This is a genomic window from Streptomyces sp. NPDC019531, from assembly GCF_044903305.1.
Lineage (GTDB): Bacteria > Actinomycetota > Actinomycetes > Streptomycetales > Streptomycetaceae > Streptomyces.
This window is the reverse complement of record NZ_JBJDQL010000019.1, coordinates 93,396-111,047: the sequence shown is the minus strand read 5'-3', so window position 1 is coordinate 111,047 and position 17,652 is coordinate 93,396. Positions and strand designations below refer to the sequence as shown.

18 protein-coding genes are annotated in these 17,652 nt (G+C 71.9%); 7 read left to right on the top strand and 11 right to left on the bottom strand.

Translation table 11 applies throughout. The features are described 5' to 3' along the window. Nucleotides 1–6 precede the first annotated feature (6 nt). From ACI2L1_RS22660 to ACI2L1_RS22645, 4 genes are all read right to left on the bottom strand, one after another. Nucleotides 7–687 (bottom strand): response regulator, encoded by a 681-nt coding sequence (locus ACI2L1_RS22660; RefSeq protein WP_404741148.1) that lies wholly within the window; start codon nt 685–687, stop codon nt 7–9. After that, nucleotides 684–1,916 carry a sensor histidine kinase gene (locus ACI2L1_RS22655; protein WP_404741147.1) on the bottom strand — a complete coding sequence of 411 codons (1,233 nt, stop codon included), beginning with the start codon at nt 1,914–1,916 and terminating at the stop codon, nt 684–686. The genes ACI2L1_RS22660 and ACI2L1_RS22655 overlap by 4 nt, the downstream gene beginning before the upstream one ends. Nucleotides 1,917–2,165: 249 nt before the next feature. Next, nucleotides 2,166–2,444: a hypothetical protein gene (locus ACI2L1_RS22650; protein WP_362661902.1), complete on the bottom strand. Its 279-nt coding sequence runs from the start codon at nt 2,442–2,444 to the stop codon at nt 2,166–2,168. A 22-nt stretch (nt 2,445–2,466) separates the two neighbouring features. After that, nucleotides 2,467–3,243 carry a PspA/IM30 family protein gene (locus tag ACI2L1_RS22645; RefSeq protein WP_404741146.1) on the bottom strand — a complete coding sequence of 259 codons (777 nt, stop codon included), beginning with the start codon at nt 3,241–3,243 and terminating at the stop codon, nt 2,467–2,469. A gap of 218 nt (nt 3,244–3,461) precedes the next feature. Here ACI2L1_RS22645 and ACI2L1_RS22640 point away from each other — a divergent pair, with 218 nt between their 5' ends. After that, nucleotides 3,462–4,136: a DUF3043 domain-containing protein gene (locus tag ACI2L1_RS22640; RefSeq protein WP_404741145.1), complete on the top strand. Its 675-nt coding sequence runs from the start codon at nt 3,462–3,464 to the stop codon at nt 4,134–4,136. An 83-nt stretch (nt 4,137–4,219) separates the two neighbouring features. Beyond that, nucleotides 4,220–4,921, top strand: coding sequence for a class I SAM-dependent methyltransferase (locus ACI2L1_RS22635; protein WP_404741144.1), 702 nt, complete (start codon nt 4,220–4,222; stop codon nt 4,919–4,921). Between the two features lie 50 nt (nt 4,922–4,971). On the opposite strand, the gene ACI2L1_RS22630 is transcribed toward ACI2L1_RS22635, so the two are convergent. Next, complete coding sequence (locus ACI2L1_RS22630) at nt 4,972–5,187, bottom strand: hypothetical protein (protein WP_404741143.1); 216 nt, start codon at nt 5,185–5,187, stop codon at nt 4,972–4,974. 173 nt (nt 5,188–5,360) lie between these two features. On the opposite strand from ACI2L1_RS22630, the gene ACI2L1_RS22625 reads away from it, so the two are divergent. Then, nucleotides 5,361–6,563: a bifunctional adenosylcobinamide kinase/adenosylcobinamide-phosphate guanylyltransferase gene (locus ACI2L1_RS22625; protein ID WP_404741142.1), complete on the top strand. Its 1,203-nt coding sequence runs from the start codon at nt 5,361–5,363 to the stop codon at nt 6,561–6,563. Here the strand turns inward: ACI2L1_RS22625 and ACI2L1_RS22620 are convergent. Beyond that, entirely contained in the window at nt 6,552–7,154 is a 603-nt protein-coding gene (locus ACI2L1_RS22620) for a methyltransferase domain-containing protein (RefSeq protein ID WP_404741141.1), read from the bottom strand. The genes ACI2L1_RS22625 and ACI2L1_RS22620 overlap by 12 nt on opposite strands. A 126-nt stretch (nt 7,155–7,280) precedes the next feature. Here ACI2L1_RS22620 and cobT point away from each other — a divergent pair, with 126 nt between their 5' ends. The 3 genes from cobT to ACI2L1_RS22605 all read left to right on the top strand — a co-directional run bounded on the left by cobT (nt 7,281) and on the right by ACI2L1_RS22605 (nt 10,950). After that, complete coding sequence (gene cobT / locus ACI2L1_RS22615) at nt 7,281–8,378, top strand: nicotinate-nucleotide--dimethylbenzimidazole phosphoribosyltransferase (RefSeq protein WP_404741140.1); 1,098 nt, start codon at nt 7,281–7,283, stop codon at nt 8,376–8,378. A 61-nt stretch (nt 8,379–8,439) separates the two neighbouring features. Further along, the gene (locus ACI2L1_RS22610) at nt 8,440–10,203 is read left to right on the top strand and encodes a phosphatidylglycerol lysyltransferase domain-containing protein (RefSeq protein WP_404741139.1); all 1,764 of its coding nucleotides are present in this window, start codon (nt 8,440–8,442) and stop codon (nt 10,201–10,203) included. 24 nt (nt 10,204–10,227) lie between these two features. After that, on the top strand, nt 10,228–10,950 hold the full coding sequence (locus tag ACI2L1_RS22605; protein ID WP_404741138.1) for a hypothetical protein: 723 nt from the start codon (nt 10,228–10,230) through the stop codon (nt 10,948–10,950). 602 nt (nt 10,951–11,552) lie between these two features. On the opposite strand, the gene ACI2L1_RS22600 is transcribed toward ACI2L1_RS22605, so the two are convergent. Next, nucleotides 11,553–12,311: a hypothetical protein gene (locus ACI2L1_RS22600; RefSeq protein ID WP_404741137.1), complete on the bottom strand. Its 759-nt coding sequence runs from the start codon at nt 12,309–12,311 to the stop codon at nt 11,553–11,555. Between the two features lie 73 nt (nt 12,312–12,384). On the opposite strand from ACI2L1_RS22600, the gene ACI2L1_RS22595 reads away from it, so the two are divergent. Continuing rightward, nucleotides 12,385–13,167, top strand: a complete 783-nt coding sequence (locus ACI2L1_RS22595; protein ID WP_404741182.1) for an adenosylcobinamide-GDP ribazoletransferase — start codon at nt 12,385–12,387, stop codon at nt 13,165–13,167. On the opposite strand, the gene ACI2L1_RS22590 is transcribed toward ACI2L1_RS22595, so the two are convergent. Genes ACI2L1_RS22590 through pelF form a run of 4 tightly spaced genes read right to left on the bottom strand, consistent with a single transcriptional unit; the run spans nt 13,164 to nt 17,585 of the window. Then, on the bottom strand, nt 13,164–13,949 hold the full coding sequence (locus ACI2L1_RS22590; RefSeq protein WP_404741136.1) for an endo alpha-1,4 polygalactosaminidase: 786 nt from the start codon (nt 13,947–13,949) through the stop codon (nt 13,164–13,166). The two genes, ACI2L1_RS22595 and ACI2L1_RS22590, sit on opposite strands and share 4 nt — an antisense overlap. Then, entirely contained in the window at nt 13,946–14,596 is a 651-nt protein-coding gene (locus ACI2L1_RS22585) for a spherulation-specific family 4 protein (RefSeq protein ID WP_404741135.1), read from the bottom strand. Before ACI2L1_RS22585 ends, ACI2L1_RS22590 begins: the two co-directional genes overlap by 4 nt. Then, the gene (locus ACI2L1_RS22580) at nt 14,593–16,065 is read right to left on the bottom strand and encodes a hypothetical protein (protein ID WP_404741134.1); all 1,473 of its coding nucleotides are present in this window, start codon (nt 16,063–16,065) and stop codon (nt 14,593–14,595) included. The genes ACI2L1_RS22585 and ACI2L1_RS22580 overlap by 4 nt, the downstream gene beginning before the upstream one ends. Beyond that, on the bottom strand, nt 16,062–17,585 hold the full coding sequence (gene pelF, locus ACI2L1_RS22575) for a GT4 family glycosyltransferase PelF (protein WP_404741133.1): 1,524 nt from the start codon (nt 17,583–17,585) through the stop codon (nt 16,062–16,064). The genes ACI2L1_RS22580 and pelF overlap by 4 nt, the downstream gene beginning before the upstream one ends. Nucleotides 17,586–17,652 lie beyond the last annotated feature (67 nt).

Sequence of the window (17,652 nt, the reverse complement as noted above, 5' to 3'; positions counted from 1 at the left end):
TCGAGCTCACTCCACCCTTGGACGTACCAGCCCCGACTCGTACGCGATCACCACGAGCTGGGCCCGGTCCCGCGCGCCCAGCTTGGCCATGGCCCGGTTGACATGTGTCTTGACGGTGAGCGGGCTGACCGCCAGACGCTCGGCGATCTCGTCGTTGGAGTGGCCGCCGGCGACCTGGACGAGGACCTCGCGCTCGCGGTGGGTGAGGGCGGCGAGGCGTTCGGAACGGACCGGGTCGTGCTCGTCGCCCGCGTCGCCCTGGGCGAGGAAGCGGGCGATCAGGCCCTTGGTGGCGGCCGGGGACAGCAGGGCCTCACCGCCGGCCGCGACCCGGATGGCACTCAGCAGCTCCTCGGGCTCGCTGCCCTTGCCGAGGAAGCCGGAGGCGCCGGCACGCAGGGACTGCACGACGTAGTCGTCGACCTCGAAGGTCGTCAGGATGACCACGCGTACGTGGGCGAGGGAAGAGTCCGCACTGATCATGCGGGTGGCCGCGAGACCGTCCGTGCCGGGCATCCGGATGTCCATGAGGACGACGTCGGCGCGCTCCTGCTTGGTCAGCCGGACGGCCTCGGCGCCGTCGGACGCCTCGCCGACCACCTCCATGTCCGGCTCCGAGTCGACGAGCACACGGAAGGCGCTGCGCAGAAGCGCCTGGTCGTCGGCGAGCAGGACACGGATCGTCATACGGGGTCCCCCGGTTCGTCCCTTGCTGCGGTGCGGGTCTTCACCGGCAGGATCGCATGGACGCGGAAACCGCCTCCGTAGCGGGGACCGGTGGTGAGGGTGCCGCGCAGGGCGGTGACGCGCTCGCGCATACCGAGGAGGCCGTGACCGCCGCCGCTGTCGGGGGTGCCGTCCTCGCCGGTGCCGTTGTCGAGGACCGTGATCTCCACGTCGGGGCCCACGCGTACGACGCTGACCTCGGCCTTCGCCTCCGCCCCGGCGTGCTTCCGGACGTTGGTGAGGGCTTCCTGGATGACCCGGTAGGCGGCCAGGTCGACGGCGGCGGGGAGGGTGGTGCCGTGGTCGGCGCGGGCGACCTCGACGTGCTGGCCCGCGCTGCGGAAGGTGCCGACGAGTTCGTCGAGCCGGGCGAGGCCGGGGGCGGGTTCGGTGGGCGCCTCCGGGTCGCCGGACTGCCTCAACAGGCCGACCGTGGCACGGAGTTCGTTGAGCGCGGAGCGGCTGGCCTCGCGTACGTGGGCGAGGGCCTCCTTGGCCTGGTCGGGGCGCTTGTCCATGACGTGCGCGGCCACGCCCGCCTGCACGTTGACCAGGGCGATGTGGTGGGCGACGACGTCGTGCAGGTCGCGGGCGATCCGGAGGCGTTCCTCGGCGACGCGGCGACGGGCCTCCTCCTCGCGGGTGCGTTCGGCCTTCTCGGCGCGCTCCCGGATGGCCCGGACGAAGGCGCGGCGACTGCGGACGGCGTCGCCGGCGGTGGCGCCGATACCGGTCCAGGCGAAGATGCCGAGGTTCTCCTGGGCGTACCAGGGCTGTGGTCCCGCGAGCATCGCGGCGCCGGTGAGCACGGTCATGGTGAGCAGGCCGACCCGCCAGGTGGTGGGGCGGTCGGTGGTGGAGGCGACCGTGAAGAGGGCGATGACCGCGGACATGGCGACGGGGGCTCGGGGGTCGCCGGTGACGGACTCGATCAGGGAGACGGTGCCGGTGAGGGCCAGGACCGTGAGAGGGGCTCGGCGGCGGAAGACCAGGGCGATGGCGCCCAGGGCCATGAGGACCAGGCTGAGGAGGGCCGGGGTGCGGAGGCTCCAGCTGACGGCGTCCTTCTCGTGGGGTGCCACGAAGGAGCCGGCCACCATACAGGCGAGGACGCCCGCCGCGAGGACGGCGTCCAGGGCCAGGGGGTGCGCCTTGAGGTGGTGGTGGGCGCGGTCGACGGTGCGGCTCACTCCTGAACAGTACGGGGGCCCTGCCGGGGGCGGAACGGGGGCTACCTGTACGTATCCGGTTGCGCGACCGGCGTGCGGCGACCGTTCCTCAAGCTCCCCCAGGGGGGCACCCCCAGACGGGCCGGAATGTCCTGGACCGGCATCGAGAGAGCACGCGCGCCCGAAGAAGCCGAGCCCCCCGGAGCTGGGTGGGGGCTCGGGACGGCTCAGCCTGGCCGATGATGCGGGCCAATGACCAGGAAGGCACCGTCAGCCCGGGATCAACCCGTCGTCGCTCAGCAGGTCCCGGACTTCCTCCAGGGTCGCGTCCTCGGACGGGAGGATCAGTTCGGAGGGTTCCAGCGAGTCGTCGGGGAGCGGGGTGCCCAGTTCTCGGACTCGGGCGAGGAGGGCTTGGAGGGTGCGGCGGAAGCCTGGGCCGTCGCCGTTCTCCATCTCGGCCAACAGCTCGTCGTCCAGTTTGTTCAGGTCGGCGAGGTGGCTGTCGGCCAGCCTCACCTGACCCTCCCCCATGATCCGTACGATCATGTCGCCCTCCTCGGCGTGGGCCCTACTGCTTGTCGAAGCGTGGGGTGTCCTGCTGCTGGGACTGCGACTGGCCGGTACCGCCCTCGATCGCCTGCTGCGACGAGGAACCTCCCGCCAGCTCCGCCTTCATGCGCTGCAGTTCCAGCTCTACATCCGTACCACCGGAGAGGCGGTCCAGCTCGGCCTGGATGTCGTCCTTGTGCATGCCGGACTGATCGTCGAGGGCACCCGAGGCGAGCAGTTCGTCGATCGCGCCCGCCCGCGCCTGGAGCTGCGCCGTCTTGTCCTCGGCGCGCTGAATCGCCAGGCCCACGTCGCCCATCTCCTCGGAGATGCCGGAGAAGGCCTCGCCGATCCGGGTCTGGGCCTGGGCCGCGGTGTACGTGGCCTTGATGGTCTCCTTCTTCGTGCGGAAGGCGTCCACCTTGGCCTGGAGGCGCTGGGCCGCAAGGGTGAGCTTCTCCTCCTCGCCCTGCAGCGTGGAGTGCTGGGTCTCCAGGTCGGTCACCTGCTGCTGGAGCGCGGCGCGGCGGGAGAGGGCCTCGCGGGCCAGGTCCTCCCGGCCCAGCGCGAGCGCCTTACGTCCCTGGTCCTCCAGCTTCGAGGACTGCGACTGCAGCTGGTTCAGCTGGAGTTCCAGGCGCTTGCGCGAGGTGGCCACGTCGGCCACGCCCCGGCGCACCTTCTGGAGCAGCTCCAGCTGTTTCTGGTACGAGTAATCGAGGGTTTCGCGCGGGTCCTCGGCCCGGTCAAGGGCCTTGTTCGCCTTCGCGCGGAAGATCATCCCCATACGCTTCATGACACCGCTCATGGGCTTCGCGCGCCCCCTTCTGACGGACTTCCAGCTCCAGCTCTGCAACAGAACCCACAGTACGGGCCCTGCATCCATTGACGCACTGTTCCGGGACGGATGCGCTCATCCCCAAGGACGACTGACCAATCCCTTGCTCCGGCGTAAGGAGTAGGTGACCTTCAGGGTGAGCAACCGATCACCGGACGTCCCCTCTGTCCCCCTACATGACGACTGGTGTTGCCGGATCGTTCCCCACGGGACTGGGGCCCAACCCCGGACACCCCTTACCCTTGGGTTTTGTGTTCCGTAGCCGTGCCACCAAGGACGAGAAGGCAGCCGTCGACCAGACGTCGCTGACCGACTCCAAGCAGACCCGTGACCCGCAGGCCCCCAAGGGTCGGCCCACGCCCAAGCGCAGTGACGCCCAGTCCCAGCGCCGCAGCGTCGCCAACACGCCGACGACGCGCAAGGAGGCCTCCAAGCGCCAGCGCGATGATCGTCGTGCGGCCCTCGACAAGCAGCGCCAGGCGCTGGCCGGCGGCGACGAGCGGTACCTCCCCGCGCGCGACAAGGGCCCGGTCCGCAAGTTCGCCCGCGACTTCATCGACTCGCGGTTCAACGTCGCCGAGTTCTTCCTGCCGATGGCCGTGGTCATCCTCGTGCTGAGCATGGTGCGGGTGGGCGCGCTGCAGAGCATCGCCCTGCTGCTGTGGCTCGTCGTGATCGTGCTCATCGTGCTGGACGCGATCCTCAACGGCTTCCGGCTGAAGAAGCAGCTCGCCGAGCGCTTCCCGGACCACAACCGGAAGGGCGCGGTCGCCTACGCCCTCATGCGCTCCCTCCAGATGCGTCGCCTCCGGCTGCCGAAGCCGCAGGTCAAGCGCGGAGAGCGGCCCTGAGTACGACGTCTTTCTCCGGGGGTGCGGCTGATGCCTGGCTGGACAAGCTGGGCGGGCTGCGGAACGTCGTACGACAGGAGCTGGTGGCCCGGCAGCTCGACGAGCAGATAGTCGGCCGGTACCCGGTCGGGCAGCGGCTGCGGGTGCTCGACGTGGGGATGGGCCAGGGCACGCAGGCCCTGCGGCTGGCCCGCGCCGGGCATCAGGTGACCGGTGTCGAACAGGACCCGAATATGATCTCCGCGGCCCGGGAGGCGCTCTCCGCCGAGCCGGAGGGGATCCGGGAGCGGGTACGGCTGGTGCAGAGCGACGGCCGGGACACCGGGGTGCACTTCCTGCCGGGCAGCTTCGACGTGGTGCTGTGCCACGGAGTGCTCATGTACGTCGAGGAGCCCGATCCGCTGCTTGCGGGGCTGGCGCGGATGCTCGCGCCGGGCGGGCTGCTGTCGCTGCTCGTGCGCAACGCGGACGCGTTGGCGATGCGGCCGGGCCTGCACGCGGACTGGGCCGGCGCGCTGGGCGCCTTCGACTCCGTGTCGTACACGAACCGGCTGGGGCTGGACGTACGGGCCGACCGGCTGAGCACGCTGACCGCCACGCTCGCCGGTATCGGGGCACCGCTCCAGGCCTGGTACGGCGTACGGGTCTTCACCGACACCGTGGAGGACGGGGCGGAGGTCCCGGCCGACGTGGAGAGACTGCTGGCCTGCGAGGAGCGGGCGGGGCGGACGGATCCGTACCGGGGGGTGGCGGCGTTGCTGCACCTGTGCGGTGTGCGGGGTTAGCGGTGACGGGTGGGCGAGGGTTTCGCTGTGGAGCCCCCGCCCTCCCCTTGCTAGGCCTCCTCGGCCGCCCTCAGGCTCATCGGGCCGTAGATCTCGGTGGCGTCCTCGAACAGGCGCACCTGTTCCGCGCCGCCGGCGAGCAAGGCCTTCCAGTACTCACCGAGCCAGGACTCGGCGTCTCCCTGGGTCGTGAACTCCTCCGGCTCGACCGCGGGCTCGGTCTCCGCACCGTCGGACTTCTCGAATCGCCAGGTCCATGTCGCCATGTGAGCCTCCCGTGTTTGAGCCGTTACGAAGAGCACCCTAAGCGGTACGGCGTCGGATGCGGGCCGGTGGGGGCTCGTGCCCACGCGGCGGAGCCGCACATCGACACAGCCCCGCGCCCCTTAAAAGCGTCTCTGCGCGCGCTGGATCAACGGGCACCGGAGAGAATCGTTGCGTGGAACTGACATTGCTCGGCACCGGTGGCCCCGCCGGCCTCCCTCAACCCTCCTGTCCATGTGCTGCCTGTGCCGTCGCGCTCGGCGGGGACGCGCGGGCCGCCACCTCCGTCCTCATCGACGAGACCCTTCTGCTCGATCTCACCCCCGGTGCCGTCTTCGCCGCGGCCCGTTCCGGGCATTCACTCGCAGGCGTACGGCAGGTTCTGCTGTCGCACCCCCACGACGGGCCCCCGGTCGAGGTGCCCGCCGGGCTTCCGCAGCCGGGGCGGGTGCCGGACGGGCGGGAGTTGGCCTTGTTGACGGGGCATCGGGTGCGGGCCGTGGCGATGGACGCGCCGGGGACCGGGTACGCCGTGACCGGGCCCGACGAACAGCGGGTGTTGTATCTGCCTCCCGGGGGTGCGCCCGCCGGGCTGGAGGAGAGTGCTGTCGAGTCGTACGACCTGGTGCTCGCCGATGTCGTTCGGCGGCCGGACGCGCTGGCCCGGCTGCGGGCCGTGGGGGCGGTCGGGCCCACGACCGACGTCGTCGCCGTCCATGTCGACCACGATGTGCCGCCCGGGACCGAGCTGCGACGGAGGCTGGCCGCCGCCGGGGCGCGGGCCGTGCCCGACGGGACGACTCTGGCCGTCGGCGCCTACGAGGACGTACCCGAGGTGCCGCGGCGGACGCTGGTGCTGGGCGGGGCGCGGTCCGGGAAGTCGGTGGAGGCCGAGCGGCGCCTTGAGGCGTTTCCGGATGTGCTGTACGTCGCCACCGGCGGGTCGCGGAACGGGGACACCGAGTGGGCCTCCCGGGTCTTTGCGCATCGGGAGCGGCGGCCGGGATCGTGGCGTACGGCCGAGACCTGCGACCTGGTGCCGCTGCTGAAGGACGACGGGGCGCCGCTGCTGATCGACTGTCTGTCACTGTGGCTGACGGATGCCATGGACGCCGTAGGGGCCTGGGACGACGCGGAGTGGGCCGACGGCGGGGAGCGGGAACTGCGGGCGCGGGTGCGGGAGTTGACGCAGGCGGTACGGGGCGCGCGGCGGACCGTGGTCGCCGTGTCCAACGAGGTGGGCTCAGGGATCGTGCCGGCCACCGCGTCCGGGCGCCGGTACCGGGACGAGCTGGGGCGGCTGAACGCGGCGTTCGCGGGCGAGTGCGAGCAGGTGGTGCTGGTGGTGGCGGGGCAGGCGCTGGTGCTACGGGGCTGAGGGGACCGAGGGGGCTTTACGGGCGATCACCCGGTACGTCCTCGCGAAGCGGGTGCCGGCGAGGAGGAGGGCCAGCGTGTGGTCCAGCACCCGTGCGGTGGGGAGCAGCGCGGGCAGGGTCCAGGGCAGGCGGGTCGCCACGCGGTCCGGGACGTGCGCGGATCTGCGGGCGGTGGCGACGATCGTGCAGCCCTGGGACTCCAGTTCGGCGCGGGGGTCGTCCGGGGATTCGACGAGGAGGTGGCCGCCGGGACGCAGGACGGCGAGGGCCGCCCGGAGTTCGTCGGGGTCCGCATGGCGGTTCAGCATGCTGACCACGTCGTAGCGGGCGCGGAGGCGGGCGGTGATCTGCGGGTCCGTCAGACGGCCGACGTGGCCTTCCTCCAGGCGTTCGACCGCCTGGGCGTGCAGTACACGGGGGCTGGGGTCCACGCCGTCGAAGGCCGTGTAGGGGAAGAAGGTTCGCGCCGCCTCCGGGAAGTCCGCGTCGCCCGTCTCGACGTCCAGCCAGCTCTCCGGCTCGGGGAACGGCAGCATCACGCGGGCGGTGGAGCGAAGACGCCGTACGGAAGGGGCGGTTGCTGCGGTCATGAGGGCTCCCGGGGGCGCGCGGCAATTCGCTACAAAACGGAACGTATGGGATTCGGATCTTGGGTGCAATGACGTCATGGCCACGTGGCGCCCCCGTGTTCGATCAGGGCCGGTACTGTTCGGCGAATGAGCTCGCTTAATCTCGACGACTTCACCGATCTGATCGAGCGCCCCGACGGCGGGGTGCGTCGCGACGCCGAGGCGCGCAGGGAGCGTCAGATCGTGCCGCCCGGGGCGCTGGGTCGCCTCGACGACCTGGGCGAGTGGCTGGCCGCCGCACAGTCGGCGGTGCCGGTACGGCCCGTGGAGAGGCCGCGGGTCGTTCTTTTCGCCGGTGACCACGGGATCGCCGGACAGGGCGTCTCCGGACGGCCCGCGGGCAGCGCCTCGGAGCTGGTGCGGGAGGTCCTGGAGGGCGGCCGTCCGGTGTCGATCCTCGCGCGGCGGCTGGGCGTGCCGGTGCGGGTCGTCGACATGGCGCTGGACTGCGATCCGGCCGAGCTGCCGGAGGATGTCGTACGGCATCGGGTGCGGCGCGGGAGCGGTCGTATCGACGTCGAGGACGCGTTGACCCCGGAGGAGGCGGAGGCCGCCTTCCGGGCCGGGGTCGCGGTGGCCGACGAGGAGGCCGACTCCGGTACGGATCTCGTCGTGCTCGGCGATGTGAGCGTGGGCGGGACCACGGTCGCGGGTGTGCTGGTCGCCGCGCTGTGCGGGACCGACGCGTCCGTCGTCACCGGGCGGGGCGGGACCGGGATCGACGATCTCGCGTGGATGCGGAAGTGTGCGGCGATCCGGGACGCGCTGCGGCGGGCGCGTCCGGTGCTCGGGGACCAGCTGCAGTTGCTCGCGACGGTCGGCGGGGCCGATCTCGCCGCGATCACGGGCTTTCTGCTGCAGAGCGCGGTGCGGAAGCTGCCCGTGGTGCTGGACGGGGTGGTCGTGACCGCCTGTGCGCTGGTGGGGCAGCGGATCGCGTTCCGGGCGCCGGACTGGTGGCTGGCCGGGCAGAACAGCGGGGAGCCGGGGCAGACGAAGGCGCTGGACCGGATGGCCCTGGAGCCGCTGCTCGACCACGGGGTGACGGTCGGGGAGGGGGCGGGCGGGCTGCTGGCGCTGCCGCTGGTGCAGGCCGCGGCGGCGCTGGCCGCCGAGCTGCCGGAGAGGCCCGAGGAGTCCGAGAAGTCCGAGGAGGAGCCGGAGAAGGTGTCCGAGGAGGAGTAGTCGAGGACAGATGAGTGCCCTTGCGACAGAAACGACAGCGCAAAGGGCATGATCGCCCTTCATGGGAGATGTCCGAGTTGCACCTGTTCAGGACGTCCGGTCCACCGGTACTTCGCGTCGCGCCGCCGGATTCGCCGTCTGGTACCTGCGGGTCGTCGCGTTCGTCAACTTTCTCAGCGCGGTGTGGGTGTCCCTGGGGCAGGACGTGCGGCGGCACAACCAGGAGGACTACTTCACGCCGTATCTGCTGACGGCGGGCTTCGCGTCCGGGGTGTTCACGGCGTTCCTCGCCATCACCATGCGGCGCCGCAAACGGGCGGCGTGGATTCTGAACCTGGTGCTCTGCGGGGCGTTCCTCGCGCTGTTCGTCCTCGCGATGGCGTTCCCGGAGATCCGGCGGTACGCGCAGAACTGGATCTCGCTGATCCTGACCGCCGCGTTCGTCGTCGCGCTGCTGGTCGGGCGGCGGGAGTTCTACGCCAAGGGCGACCGCTCCAACCCGAGGCTCGCCGCCGCGGTCGGCGTGGGCGGACTGCTCGTGTCCTCGCTGCTGGCCGCCCTGCTGGTGACCGTCACCAACGAGGCGTCGAGGGCGTCGAGCTTCGCGGAGCGGTGGTGGTACGGCACCCTGCGGCTGGTCTCCGTCGCCGCCGACGACTCCCGCTTCGACGGGATCTCGACGCCGAACTGGGTCAATGTCGCCATCAACGTGCTCAGCACGGTCCTCGTGCTGGCGGTGTTCTACGCCGCCTTCCGCTCCCGGCGTGCCGTCGACCCGCTCACCGAGGACGACGAGCGGCGCCTGAGGGAACTGCTGGACAAGCACGGCGAGCGGGACTCCCTCGGGTACTTCGCGCTGCGGAGGGAGAAGAGCGTCGTCTGGTCGCCGACCGGGAAGGCGGCCGTGACCTACCGGGTCGTCAGCGGGGTGTCGCTGGCCTCCGGCGATCCGATCGGCGACCCGGAGGCCTGGCCGGGGGCGATCGAGCCCTGGCTCGCGGAGGCGCGGGTGCACGGGTGGCTGCCCGCGGTGATGGGTGCCGGCGAGGAGGCGGGGACGGTGTACGCGCGGCACGGCCTGGACGCGCTGGAGCTGGGCGACGAGGCGATCGTCGAGGTCGCCGAGTTCACTCTGGAGGGGCGTGCGATGCGGACCGTCCGGCAGGCCTGCAACCGGGTCAAGCGGGCCGGGTACACGGTACGGATCCGGCGCCACGAGGACATCCCGGCCGAGGAGATGGCGGCGCTCGTACGGCGGGCCGACGACTGGCGCGACGGGGCCACCGAGCGCGGGTTCAGCATGGCGCTGGGGCGGCTCGGGGACCCGGAGGACGGCCGGTGCGTGGCGCTGGAGTGCAGTGACGGCGAGGGCGAACTGAAGGCGGTGCTCTCCTTCGTACCGTGGGGGCCGCACGGGCTGTCGCTCGACCTGATGCGCCGGGACCGCGACTCCGACAACGGCCTCATGGAGTTCATGGTCATCGAGCTTCTGAGCCGGGCCCGGGAGATCCAGATCACTCAGGTCTCACTCAACTTCGCGATGTTCCGTTCGGTCTTCGAACGTGGAGCGCGTCTTGGTGCCGGACCGGTGCTGCGGCTGTGGCGGTCGCTGCTCAGCTTCTTCTCCCGCTGGTGGCAGATCGAGTCGCTGTACCGGGCCAACGCCAAGTACCGGCCCATCTGGGAGCCGCGTTTCCTGCTCTTCGAGAAGAGCGCGGACCTGCCGCGCATCGGCATCGCCTCGGCTCGCGCGGAGGGGTTCCTGGAGGTGCCGGGACTGCCTGGGTGGCTGCGGCGCCGGGAGCACCTGAGTACGCACAGATGAGGACCGCCGGATGAGGACGACGGGATGAAGACGCTCGCCCGCTGGGCCCGCGCGGAGTGGGGGCCGCTGTACGACACCGTACGCGAGCCGCTGCTCCGGCGCAGGTGGCGGGCGGTCCCCCTGTCCCTGGCCGCCGCGGGTCTGACGGCGGCCCTGCACATCGTGCACAACCAGTCGTGGGGCTACGACCTCGTCCAGGACGTGGGCGCCGTACGCGCCGCGGACCCGCTGTGGCTCGCCCTGCTCCGCACGCCCTTCTCCCTGTTCGTGCCCGCCCTGGACCTGCCGGTGTGGGGCGCGCTCGCGCAGATCCTGTTCGTGTTCGGGATCGCCGAGATCTGTCTGGGGCGGTGGCGGACGCTCGCGCTGGCGTACGCGGCCACGCTCGCCGGGACGCTGTACGCGCGCGTGGGCATCTGGCTGGGCCCGGACAGCCCGCTCGGCCTGCATGCCTGGGACGCCCACGTCGTCGACACCGGCCCGTCGGCGGCCGTGGTGGGCCTCGCCGTCTTCGTCGGCCTGCGCTACGGCGCCCGGGTCACCGCGGGTGTCGTGATCGCGGCGATGGTGGTCGAGGTCCTGGTGAAGGAGAACCTCGCCGGCCGGGAACACCTGGCGGCGATCGCGGTGATGCTGTTGCTGTGCGGACTCTCCGCGGCGCGTCACCGACACTCCGAGCAAGCCACCGCCTCCGGCTCACGGCCCACCGGTACGGGCCACCTGCGCCGGAGTCCGGGCCGACGGTAGCCGCGAGCGACGTGCGAGGCCGCACGCCGTCGTGTCAGCGGCGTTCCGAGGAACGGGCCGGGTCCGGCTCACCGCGGACCGATGACGGGCGTCGGAGTCCGGGCCGACAGCGATGGCGATAGCGGTGACGGCCGCCCGCGGTCGGCGGCGGCAGCCGCAACGGACGGACGTGCGAGGCCGCCCGCGTCGCGCGCCGTCCCGCCGGCGTGTCAGCGGCGTTCCCAGGAAGGCGCCGACTTCGGCTCGCCGCCGACCGATACCGGGCACCGGCGCCGGAGTCCCGGGCCGACGGTCGTGGCCGCAGCCGGGTGTGTGGGTATCCGCGCCGTGCGTTGTCGTGTCAGCGGCGTTCCCAGGAAGACGCCGACTCCGGCTCGCTGCCGACCGATACCGGGCACCGGCGCCAGAGTCCCGGGCCGACGGTCGTGGCCGCAGCCGGGTGTGTGGGTGTCCGCGCCGTGCGTTGTCGTGTCAGCGGCGTTCCCAGGAAGACGCCGACTCCGGCTCGCTGCCGACCGATACCGGGCACCGGCGTCGGAGTCCCGGGCCGACGGTCGTGGCCGCAGCCGGGTGTGTGGGTGTCCGCGCCGTGCGTTGTCGTGTCAGTGGCGTTCCGAGGACGGGGCCGGGTCCGGCTTGCCGCCGATCAGGTCCTGGAATCTTCGGCGGGGGCCCGACCAGCGTTTGTCGCGGCGGTAGGCGCGCAGGGTGGACCGGGCACGGGCGCGCGGGCGGCGGGTGTAGAAGCGCCGGGCCCAGGGGGAGCCGGGGCGGGCGAGGCGGATCACACCGATGAGGCCGACCAGCGGGACGATCACGCTGAAGATCGCCATCCGGGTCTTGCCCTTGAGCAGGACGAGCATCGCGAAGAGGAAGTTGACCACCACGCTGGTGATGACGCCCCCGCGATCCTGGGCCTCCTCCTGTGTCACGTCGTTGACGCCGAACGGCGAGAACCCCGCGAGCACCAGACCGACCACCGCGGCGGTGAGGACGACCACCTCGACGCTCTGGCGGCCCTCCTCGCTCCAGTAGACGTCGTCGAGGTGCAGGATCAGCGCGAACTCGTCCAGCACGAGCCCCGCGCCGATCCCGAACACGACCGCGCACACCGCCGCCCCGAAGCCGTGCCGTCCGCTCACGACGGCACCGAAGCCGCCGATGACCGTGAGGACCACCCCGGGGACGACGTGGTGGATGTGCACCCCGCCGGTGCTGATGTTCCCGAAGGGCCCCTTGCCCGCCCGGATGAGCCGGGTGACGGTCCGCGTGATCAGGAAGGTGAGCACGAACGCGGTCAGAGCGAGGAGCAGCGGCAGCTTGCCGGGTTCGACGATGTTGCGATGCAGCCAGTGGCCCATGCCCTCAGTCTCGCGGGGCCGGGGGTGGGTCGCCCGGCTGTTACGGCGTCCGGGCTACCCTGCGGACGTGTCCATGACCCCGCCTCCGCTCGACGGCCTCCGCTTCGCCTTCGGCACGCTCAGCGTGCTCCCGGTGAAGGTGACCCGCTGGGACCGCGAGGCGGCACGGGGCGGCATGCTGTGCGCTCCGCTGGTCGGGGTGGTGCTGGGCGGTCTGTCGGCCGCAGTGGGCCTCCTGTTCCTGTTGCTGGGCGCCTCCGACCTGCTCGCCGCGATCGCCACGGTGGTGGTACCCGCGATCCTCACCAGGGGCCTGCACCTCGACGGCCTCGCGGACACCGCCGACGGCCTCGGCAGCGGCAAACCCGCCGAGGACGCGCTGCGGATCATGAAGCAGTCGGACATCGGCCCGTTCGGGGTCATCACCCTCCTCTTCGTCCTGTTCGCCCAGGTGGCGGCCCTCTCCCAGGTGTACGGCGACTCATGGGCCCGCGGCGCCGTGGCGGCGGTGGTCTCGGCGACGGCCGCACGTCTGGCCCTGACCCTGGCGGCCCGTACCGGGGTGCCGGCGGCGCGTCCGGAGGGGCTCGGGGCGGCGGTGGCGGGTGTCGTGCCGGCCGGGGGCGCGGTGCTGGTGGCCGCCGCGGCGACGCTGGGGGCGGCCGGAGCGGGGGCGCTCTTCGGGTCGTACGACCTCGCCCGTACGGTCCTCGCGGTCGCCGCCGCCGTCGCGGTGGCCGAACTTCTCCTGCGGCACTGCACGCGCCGTTTCGGCGGGGTGACCGGGGATGTGTTCGGGGGGCTGGCGGAGACGGCGGCGACGACGGCGCTGGTGGTCCTCTCGATGAGCCTCTAGCAGGCCTTGCGCCATACCCCGAGTTCGGACTTCTTCAGCATCGAACTCAGCTTCAGGCGGCGGGACTCTGCGCAGAAGCGGCTGGTGGGGAGCTCGTACTCGACGTGGAAGACCGCCTTGTCCGCCTTGACGAACGGCTCCATGTCCCCGCACTCGTCGTACTGCGCGCACTGCTCGTTGACCGCGAAGTCGAAGTCGTCGACCAGCTGGGGGATCTGGTCCAGGTCGTTCTTCAGGCCGACCGACATTCCGCGCGCATGGGCCAGCTTCGCGATCAGGCGGTTGTAGCGGAGCTGGTCCGCCGCCGTCAGCCTGAAGCCGGTGCGGTTCCTGTAGCCGTCCATGTTGTCGGGCTCGACCGCGTCGAACCCCTTCTCGCGGCACATGTCGAAGCGGGCCGCCATCAGCGGTTCCAGCACGTCCGTGCGGCGGATGTCGAGCCAGCGCTCCCCGTCCCAGCCGTTGCCGCGTCCGATCACCGACTTGGGGAACTTGTCGGCGTCGGGCCGCCAGTCCTCCCACGCGCCCGTGGAGAGATAGCAGATGACCTTGCGGCCCTCGCGGTGCAGTGCGGACACCACCGCCTTGGACTGGTCGAAGCCGTCGATGTCGTACACCGGCACGTCGACGGAGGTGTCGATGCGGCCGGTCAGCTGCCACTGCCAGGCGACGCCGGGGCGGGGCTGCCACCGGGAGGCGCCGGGCCCGGAGTCGGAGTCGGGGGTGGTCGAGCATCCCGCCACCAGGAGCAGCAGGGTGAGGAGCAGGAGAGGGCGTTTCAAGGAGTGGGCTCCAGGGCGTGCGGCAACGTACCCCAGGGATGATCTCCTGTGCCCGGTACCGCGCAGTGCACCGAGGCCCCTCGCGCGCGGGCCGGTTCGGCCAGGTCGACGCCGGCCGGGACGCCGTGGACGAGATGGCAGAGCCGGACGTTCGTGCCGCCCCGCCACGGCTGGGGGGCGAGGCGGCGGTACGACGCCCAGGAGCCCTCGAAGGTGACCAGGACGTCGGCGATGCGGGCGTAGGCGGGGTCGGGCAGGGTGCCGTGGTTGAGGACCAGGGTGTCGCAGCCCATGCGCCAGGCGGCCTTGGCCAGCTGCTGGTAGTGGGTGAACTCCTCGCGACCCACGGCGACTTGGTCGAGGAAGGCGCCGTCCACGCCGTACCAGTCGCGGTGTCGGGCGAGGTCGGCGACGACCTCGGGGCGGGGGCGGCGGCCGTAGTCGGTGTCGGCGTAGCCGAGCACCCGGACGTCCGCCTCCCTGAGCCGGGCGGCGATCTCGGCGAAGGCCTTGTCGGGGCGTTCGCCGGGGCCGCTGGCGGGGTTGAGGACGACCCCGTGGAGACGGGGGGCGGCCGCGACGATCGCCGCCCACTCGGCGGGGCGGACGGACGGGTGCTCGTAGTACGGGACCAGCAGTTCGCTCATCGGTGGGCGGTCGCCCTTCCCAACAGGGCGCAGACCAGGGCGGCTTGGACGGCTGCCGCCGTGCCGTACACGACCGGGCCGACCACCTGCGGGCTCGCCGCGTGGGTGACGAGGGCGAGGGTCCGGGCGACGGCTGCGGCGCACAGGACCGCGGTGGCACCGCGGACCGCGCCGAAGGACTGGAGCAGCAGAGCCGTCCACAGCAGGACGCCCAGGAGGAGGAGACCGGCCAGGCGCGGGGCCTCCGGCCGCAGGGCGGAGGTGGCGAGGCTGAGGGCGAGGAGGATCAGCAGGTAGGCGGTCAGGCACTGGACGACGGTGACGGCCGTGCGGCGCCAGAACGCGGTCGCCGTGCTGCTGGTGCGGAGGCCGGTGAGGCTGCCGCTGCGGAAGCGGTACAGGAGCCATTCCGCCGGGCCCATGCTAAGGGTGAGCACGACGGCGGCGGGGGCGTCGCCGAGGGCGGCGTGGACTACGAGGACTCCGCTGCCGAGTCCGAAGAGGGCGTAGGGGAGGGAGGCGGTGAGTCGGGGGCCCGCGGTTGGTTGCCGTCTGCGGGGCGGTGGGGGCTTGTCGCGCCCACGCGGCGGTAGCCGCACATTGAATACAGCCCCGCGCCCCTGAAGGGCGCCTGCAGCGGGGGCGACTTCCAGGAAGGCGAGGACCGCCACCGTCGCCAACGAGCCCAGCAGCAGAGCGACTCTTGCCGTGGCGGGTACGGGGTGGGCCCAGGCCAGGACCGTTCCTGCCGGCATCGGCAACAGGGCTGCCAGCAAGGCTCGTTCACGGCCCATCACCAGGAGGATCGTGGCTGCGCCCAGATAGACGGACTGGCCGGCCGCGAAGGCCACCGCGGTGGCGCCCCCGTTGACTCCGACAGCCCACGCGACCAGGGATCCCAGGAGCATGCCCGCCGGGGCGCCGGTCAGCAGGGCGCGGCGGGCTGCCGCTGTGTCGCCCAGGCCCAGCCAGGAGTACGCCCGGTGGGCCAGGCCCTGGTTCCAGGTCCAGCCGCACAGGGCGCTCGCGAGGAGGGGGACCGTGCCCGCCGGGAGGCCCAGGTCGTCCTCGGGGCCGGCGAGGAGCGGGGCGCCGAGGACGTAGCCGAGGCCGGGGAGGGCGAAGACGACTCCGCGCAGAAGGCAGCCCAACAGGCCCACCTGCCAGGGGTCGTGGACCGGGCCCTCGGGCTCGGGGTAGTCACGGTCGACCCGTTCGTAGAGTTCCTCGGCGAGCGCGAAGGAGTTCTTCACGCCGTACCGCTCGCGTATCTGGTCGTCGGAGAGGCCGTCGGACTCCAGCAGGGCGGCTATCTCGTCCGGGTGGACCGCCGCGGCCACGAAGTCGCGCAGGCGCTCGGCGAGTTCGTCGAGCGGATCGGGCCCGGCCCAGCTGGGTGTGCGCTGCCGGGGGATCGCCGGCGGGGCCTGCGGACGGGCGCCCGGAGGCAGATGGACGCTTCCGCTCACCAGTCGGTTCCGTCCGTCGCGACCGCCGCGTACCAGGGGTCGCGCAGTTCGAGGGTCCAGTCGGCGACCGTCTCCAGGGTGGGCTCGTAGACCTCGGGCCGGCCCGCGAGCTCCTGGTAGATCGTCCGAAAAGCATCCACGGAACGGCGGAGCGTGAAGCGGTCGATGACCCGCTGCCGGGACAACTCGCCCAGTTTCCGGCGCCGTTCGTCGTCGCGAAGGAGGCTCAGCGCGGCCGCCGCCATCTTCTCCGGCTCGCGCGGTGGCACCACCACACCGGTGTCGCCGACGGCCTCGCGGACCCCGCCGACATCGGTCGAAACCGTCGTACGGCCGCAGGACATGGCCTCGATGATGGAGAACGGGAAGCCCTCGGAGATGGACGACAGCATGACGACATGGCCGGCCGCGTAGGCCCGCCAGACCTCGCTGATGCGGCCCTCGAAGGTCAGTCCGTCGCGGACGCCGAGTTCGGCGGCGAGCTTCTCCAGGCGGGTGTGGTAGGCCTCGCCGCCGGGCGGGACCGGGCCGAAGAGCCGCAGACGGGTCTCGGGGATCTCGGCGCGGACCAGGGTGTACGCGCGTAGCAGCGTTTCGAGATCCTTGATGGGATCGACACGGCCGCACCAGGTGAGGGTGGGGACGTCGGGCTCGGGGCCCGCGTGCGGGAAGGCCGCGGGGTCGACGCCGTTGTAGACCGTGCGGATCTTCTCGGCGTCGGCGCCGCCGCGCTCCTCCCAGCGGCGGTTGTACTGGTTGCAGGGTGTGATCAGGTCGGCGGCCTTGTACCCGTGTGAATTGAGTTCACGGTAGAAGCCGAGCATGAAGGCCTTCACGGGCCAGCGCCGGGTGTCGCCCTGGTGGTCGAGGTAGCGCTCGCGCAGGTAGATGCCGTGCTCGGTAAGCAGGAACGGTACGCCGTCGAGGTGGTGAGCGGCGAGGGCGGGCAACGTCGCCAATCCGCTGCTGACGGCGTGCGCGACCGAGTCCTCGGGGATACGGACGCCCAGCGGCCTGAGGGCGTGTTCCAGAAGGTCGGTCGCGGTGAGGGCGTCGTGGACCGTGGGGCGTGCGTCCGCTGTGCGCAGATGCGGCATCGTCCAGATCCACATTAGCGAGCGCAGCGCGGTCTCCGTGCGCAGGGCCGCCGACAGGCTCCCGTCGCGGGCGAGTTGAGCCAGCTCGTACAGGGCCTCGCCGAAGTCGCAGTGCGATTCCGGGTCGAGGAAGGAGAGCAGGAAGCGCTCGTAGGAGTCGACGAAACGGCGACGGGCCCTGCCGTACGGGGCGCGGGCGCGTCCCGGGCGCGGGCCCCAGGTCGGCACGGAGGTGTGCCGGTAGACGTTGGGCGGCAGCTCCCAGGTCACGGGTTCGCGACCGCTGCCGGTGAGCGAGACGAGGTGGAAGTCCACCTCCGGCATGCCCTTGACGAGCTGGTCGCACCAGGTGCTGACCCCGCCGTGGACATGCGGGTAGGTACCTTCGGTGAGCATGGTGACGTGACGGCCGTTGCGCGTCATGCGCGTTCCCCCCAATGGAACGTCGGCTCGGAGCGCACCCCGGCCGTGGGGGACCGGGGTGCGTGCT